Origin of the sequence: [Phormidium] sp. LEGE 05292, from assembly GCF_015207735.1 — a bacterium.
In the GTDB taxonomy this organism is placed as follows: domain Bacteria; phylum Cyanobacteriota; class Cyanobacteriia; order Cyanobacteriales; family Aerosakkonemataceae; genus Floridanema.
Map to the genome: position 1 here is coordinate 1 of NZ_JADEWG010000258.1, position 5,518 is coordinate 5,518.

At 43.5% G+C, this 5,518-nt stretch carries 5 protein-coding genes and 2 pseudogenes; 2 read left to right on the top strand and 5 right to left on the bottom strand.

Features of this window, described 5'->3' with window-relative positions; genetic code table 11:
• Window positions 1-230 precede the first annotated feature (230 nt).
• Window positions 231-1,568, top strand: a complete 1,338-nt coding sequence (locus tag IQ264_RS31350) for a tetratricopeptide repeat protein (RefSeq protein ID WP_228061954.1) — start codon at window positions 231-233, stop codon at window positions 1,566-1,568.
• A gap of 35 nt (window positions 1,569-1,603) precedes the next feature.
• Here IQ264_RS31350 and IQ264_RS31355 read toward each other — a convergent pair whose 3' ends face one another.
• The 5 genes and pseudogenes from IQ264_RS31355 to IQ264_RS31375 form a co-directional block, all read right to left on the bottom strand.
• Window positions 1,604-2,419: a phosphate/phosphite/phosphonate ABC transporter substrate-binding protein gene (locus IQ264_RS31355; RefSeq protein ID WP_193986442.1), complete on the bottom strand. Its 816-nt coding sequence runs from the start codon at window positions 2,417-2,419 to the stop codon at window positions 1,604-1,606.
• A gap of 60 nt (window positions 2,420-2,479) precedes the next feature.
• Complete coding sequence (gene arr / locus IQ264_RS33965) at window positions 2,480-2,950, bottom strand: NAD(+)--rifampin ADP-ribosyltransferase (protein ID WP_413470379.1); 471 nt, start codon at window positions 2,948-2,950, stop codon at window positions 2,480-2,482.
• Between the two features lie 418 nt (window positions 2,951-3,368).
• Window positions 3,369-3,620 carry a hypothetical protein gene (locus IQ264_RS31365; RefSeq protein ID WP_193986444.1) on the bottom strand — a complete coding sequence of 84 codons (252 nt, stop codon included), beginning with the start codon at window positions 3,618-3,620 and terminating at the stop codon, window positions 3,369-3,371.
• A gap of 105 nt (window positions 3,621-3,725) precedes the next feature.
• The gene (locus IQ264_RS31370) at window positions 3,726-4,220 is read right to left on the bottom strand and encodes a transposase (RefSeq protein ID WP_228061955.1); all 495 of its coding nucleotides are present in this window, start codon (window positions 4,218-4,220) and stop codon (window positions 3,726-3,728) included.
• Between the two features lie 151 nt (window positions 4,221-4,371).
• Window positions 4,372-4,629: pseudogene (locus tag IQ264_RS31375) on the bottom strand (IS4 family transposase); the annotation flags it as partial.
• Window positions 4,630-4,634: 5 nt separating this feature from the next.
• Between IQ264_RS31375 and IQ264_RS31380 the strand changes: the two are divergent.
• Window positions 4,635-5,339: pseudogene (locus IQ264_RS31380) on the top strand (IS481 family transposase); the annotation flags it as partial.
• Window positions 5,340-5,518: the final 179 nt, after the last annotated feature.

Below are 5,518 nucleotides of genomic sequence, written 5' to 3' on the forward strand. Positions count from 1 at the left end.
CCCTAACCCCTAACCCCTACCCCCTACACCCTGCCTTTAAAGATCGCTTTTCGGTCTACTGACTTTAGCTTCGTTGTCGCCCCCTGAAGTATTCGACACCAGATTCGTCAAAGGTCATCAAATTATCTGTAATGACTTGCTTTTTTCCATAAGGTGCGGCATACTTTCTACACAAAGTACACTATATCTACCGAGTTACCGTAGTTTATGAGTGAGTTTAAATTCAGCTGATGTTAAAAGGCTCCAACGGACTTCCAATTACAACAAATTCCTCAGAGGCACTAACAGCCATCGAGCGCTTTATCGATGCCTCACTTCGCTATGGCAAAGATGCAATTGCGATCTTAAATGCAATTGCTGCCGATCCGACTTGCGCGATCGCTCAGGCTTACGCAGCCACTTATTACCTCACCCAGGAAAGTGCCTCAACTCGCTCTCAAGCTGCACCCTATCTATCTGAAGCTCAAAAGTACATGGCAGGTGCAACGGAACGCGAACAGCTTTACATTCGTGCCGTCTTAGCTTGGGCGCAAGGGGATATTCAGCAAGCGCTCGCTCGCCATGAAGAAATCGCCAAAAAATATCCACACGACCTACTCTCGGTTCAAATGGGTCAATATCACTATTTTTATGTGGGAAACTCTATGCGTCTGCTGATGATTGGCCAAAAAGTTCTCCCAGCTTTTCGAGATAATCATTATCTGTACGGTATGATCGCCTTTGGCTTAGAGCAATGCTACCGTCTCGAAGAAGCCGAAGCAGTAGGTCTTCGTGCAGTAGAAATCAACCGTCACGATCCTTGGGCTCAACACGCGGTGGCTCATGTGATGGAAACACAAGGAAGGATCGATGAAGGCATCGCTTGGATGGAAAGCTTTAGCGACACTTGGGAAAGTTGCAATTCCATGTTATTGACTCATAATTGGTGGCATATCGCGCTTTATTATTTGGAAAAAGAAGATTTTTCCAAAGTTAAAGCACTTTACGATCGACACATCTGGGGTAGAGCCACCAAAGAATCTTCCAAAGACCAAGTAGGGGCTATCTCATTGCTCTTGCGCTTGGAACTAAGAGGCGTAGATGTGGGTTCTCGCTGGCAAGAACTGGCAACTTATTTAAGTTCTCGCATTGGCGAACATACTTTACCTTTTCAAGATTTGCATTACGTATATGCGCTGAAGAAAGCAGAGCGAGACGAACTGTTGCAAGAAATGCTATTGAGCGCAGAAACCTACGTCAATAAAGCATTACCTTTTGTACAAAAAGTTTGGCGGGAGGTAACGCTCCCAGCTATGCAGGGAATGGTCGCTCACGCTCAAGGAAATTGGATTCAAGCTTACGCTCAAATTGGAGCGGTTTTACCACGTCTGCATGAAGTTGGCGGCAGCCATGCTCAACGGGATTTATTTGAACAGATTTATCTGGATGCCTGGTTGCGTAACGAACACAACCATACGGCACTACGTCTGCTCAATCAGCGCGTGACATCTCGCCGCTATATTCCCTTTCGTTCCCATGAATTAACCTTAAGCTACAACACTTTAGGATCGGTACTCAAGGCAAGTTAAACATGAGAAACATTCTGGTCTTGAGCACAAGTAGCTTAAGACTCCCCAATTTCAAAATCCACTTCAAAGGCGGCATCATACATCCTACCAATCGGAAAATAATCTTCTAAACCTACAGCAGCATAGCCTATGATTTGTGCTCGCTCCATTGCCGATCGTAATTCTAGATCTGGATTAAGGAGTGCAAATTTTAACTCATCGATAAATGTTGTTCCTAACCTCTTGGCTGCAACGATAGGTGGCATGGCGCATGGACCTAGCGATTCAATTATCCGCAGATGTTGTGACAATTGTGGAGAGTTGCGTAGTTCTTGTTCCAAAACAGTGCTATCAATGACTGAACATTCAGCCAATCTGTCAACGACCCATTCAATAGAACGTTGATGGAAACCTGATGGAATGACTTTGCCAAAAAAGTTACTGGGGTATCCCCCCTGAATCAGACGATAACGCAGGAGATTATAACCACTGTTAGATCCCTTGTCGTTATAGCAGAAGGTTTTTCCTGCTAGATCGTCAAAGGTCTGGATATCGCTGGCCGCATTGACGATCGCATCAGCAAAGTAAATTGGACGCTCAAGATAGCGACTCGCTTGCATTACTGGGGCCACTAACGCTTCTAGTTGAGTAGGGGCAAAACGGTGATATCGAATCAAAGGTAAACCACAAATAAAAGCCATGTCTAATTCATCATCCAACATAGCGCGATCGCACAGGGGATCGACAACGCTCTGGACAATCTGCGTTTCTAGAGCGAAGACACGCTCTAGATAAGCACCAACTGCTTCGTAAAACCAAAACATATTAGGCGCTAGATAAGACAACAGCTTCAGGGATTGAGGTCGGCTCATAAAACTTCTTGTTTCTTAAAATACAACTGAATGTTGGGCAGGGCATTAGCACCTGAGAAATTAATTAATAATTTCTCCTTTGTTATTAGCCAACTTTTCCCGCCATTTTTGGAGTTCATCAGGTGTTTGTCTGGTCCAATCTGTTACCTCGCCAACGATTTTTAATGGTGCTTGGGAGCGATATGAGCGTGTCGGATTGCCCGGAAATTTTTTGTTTGTAACATTCGGGTCATTTTCAAACTCTCCTGTCGGTTCGACGAGATAAACACGTTCGCGTCCAGTGCCTTTCGCTAATGCAGCAGCTAGTCCCGCTCCGTTAACCAGGGCTGTAAAATAAATGTGATTCATTTTGAGTTCAGATTTGTAATTAGAATTGCCCCCTGCTGTGAGCAAATCGCCAACTGACAAATCTGCTTTCGTCCCATGATAAAAAGGGCCTTTGTCAGAAAGTTTATCCTGAAACGAAGTTGCTAATTCATAATTCTTTTTTGCCTTGCCAGGGTCGCTTAAGTCTTCATAACATTTAGCAATGTTTGAATATAGAGAAGGGAAAGCACTCTTAACAGAGTCGTCATTTATTTTTAATGCCAACTGCAAAGCCGTTTCGAGCCATTTTAATTGAGCGGAAATATTTTTTTGATGTCGGGCTACATAATGAGCACAAATAAATCTTTCCAAGTCGTATGTCGCTTCGTTCCAGGCTTGAAGAAATAGTTCACTTGCTTGTTCAGGTTTGCCTTTTTCTTCCATGCTCATACCTTGAAGACAAAGTTTAACAACATTGTTGTTTGGGTTGAATTCCATAATTATTTTATCTCCTAATTATCGATCTCCATCACCGGATTTTTCTACTAACTTTGCCACATAATCCTGCAGCGAGGTCACTCCTCGGACGTCGGTAATAACCATTTCCAGCGTCCAAACATCTGCGATTACCTCATCGAAATTTCTATGATTGTTTGCCATTCTTGCCACTGTTGTTGCTGTTGTTGTTGGTAGAGACAACTTCTTTGCTGGTGGGTAAGGCGGTAATATTCGAGTTGATACCGCCTAGTACGTTTGGGAGTTGTGCCTCTATTTCGGTGACTAAATTTTCGCTATCGTAATCTGGATTGATGCCATACAATGCTGCTTCCAAAACTTGGTAAATTTGGTCTACTTTTTGTTGTACTTCCGGGCTATATGCAATCTCGCCAGTCAAGTATTTATGAAGCTCTACAGGATTGTAGACCGCAACGTAATAAATTGATGCGACTTTACATCCAATAAATACCGACAAATGTACGTCCCATACTAACTCAAGTTGCTAGTTACTAGAAAAGAGCCGGAAAGCGCGGGCAAAACAAATACAAGCTGAGGAGCCAAGATCATTAGCCCGCGCTTTCCGGCTCAATCCTACCCAAAAGGCGATCGAGGAAGTAAAGTGATTTAGTTTGAGAGTATCTTCTGCCAGATAATCTGTATAGGCTGAATCGGCATAAACTTCACTTAATGGTGGCAGATTAAGCGGGAGAGCGTTTAATCCACGCACATCATTCGCCGCTCCAGGTAAAAATACAAATTCCACAGGGATACCATCAGATGTACTAAGTAATTGCACTCTTACTCCATAAAAGTACCGCTTTTTAGAAGCAATATAGCCTCGATAATCTTCCGAATGTATCAAACGAGATTTGCAAATACGAATATTATCACAAATTGCTACAGGAAAGGAGTCTAGGAGATATTCAACGTTAGTATTTGATGCTTTAATGACCATACCAATTTGATGGAGTAAGTCAGTAGTTAAAATTACAAACATATTAAGATATTACTTAGCTTTCCCCTGACAACAGTCGGGAGCAGCCTAACCTAACTTAAGCGATCGCACGGAGCGGGGAAATAACTTTAGGGCTGAGGTTTTAACTTTTCTGCCCGCTCCGTGCGATCGCTTTGGATAACTAGCAACTTGAGTTAATTAAGATAATTAGGGCAATTAAGCGATTTTCTGTGATACTTGTAGATTCAAGATTATAGCCACCTGTTTGATAATCTCGGAACATTTCTTCAATACCAAAACGTTTTTGATAGGCAGATAACGCCAATTCTAAATCAGCCAAGTTCGTCAAGATAAACCAAGCTTCTTCAACTGTCCATCCTCGATATTTACGTTTCCATTTTCCCACAATATTAACCGGAGAGAAGCCTTTAGTTTTAGTTAATTTAACGCCTTGTGCAAGCAATTCGCTTATTGGAAGAAGATGGCATCAACACACCAGATGGTCATGTCACCGTCCCAGTCGGTTTGCTCAAACCCACCACCGTCAATCGTTATCTCAACAAATGGGGCTACAACCGCAATACCCTGCTGCGACAACCACCTGCTGTTCGCTTCCAGGCAGAACAGAGCAATCAATGTTGGCATTTTGATTTAAGTCCATCCGACCTCAAGCACGTAAAAGCACCAGCCTTTCTAGAGTAGGGGCGGGGGCATCCCTTATTAATGCTTTATAGTGTCGTGGATGACCGAACTGGTGTGGCATACCAAGAATACCACGCTGTTTACGGCGAGGATGTGGAAGCAGCACTGCGGTTTATGTTTGCCGCCATGTCACCTAAAAAAGAGACAGACTTTCCCTTTCAAGGCATTCCCCAAATGCTGTACATGGACAACGGCCCCATTGCGTCTAGCTTGGTGTTTCAAAAAGTCATGGGTTATTTGGGGATTGAAGTCCGTACCCATTTACCGAATGGCAAGGATGGACGACGGGTGACGGCTCGTTCTAAGGGGAAGGTAGAACGACCGTTTCGCACTGTTAAAGAAATGCACGAAACTCTCTACCACCTGCATGAACCGGAGACCGAAGCTGAGGCGAATGCTGGGTTGATGAAGTTTTTGCTCCATTACAATAGCCGACCCCATCGCAGCGAACCCCATTCCCACAATGCTAAAGTTCGGGTCTTCCGGCATCATGGGGTAAAATGTAGTTAGCACTACATTTTACCCGAAAAGGACGATGGATTTTCATCTAGATACCTTATTAAACTTACCAAACGTTACAGTTTTCACTGCTTATGAAAAAGAAGGATTCTTCATTTTAAAATTAGAGTTGTTAAACG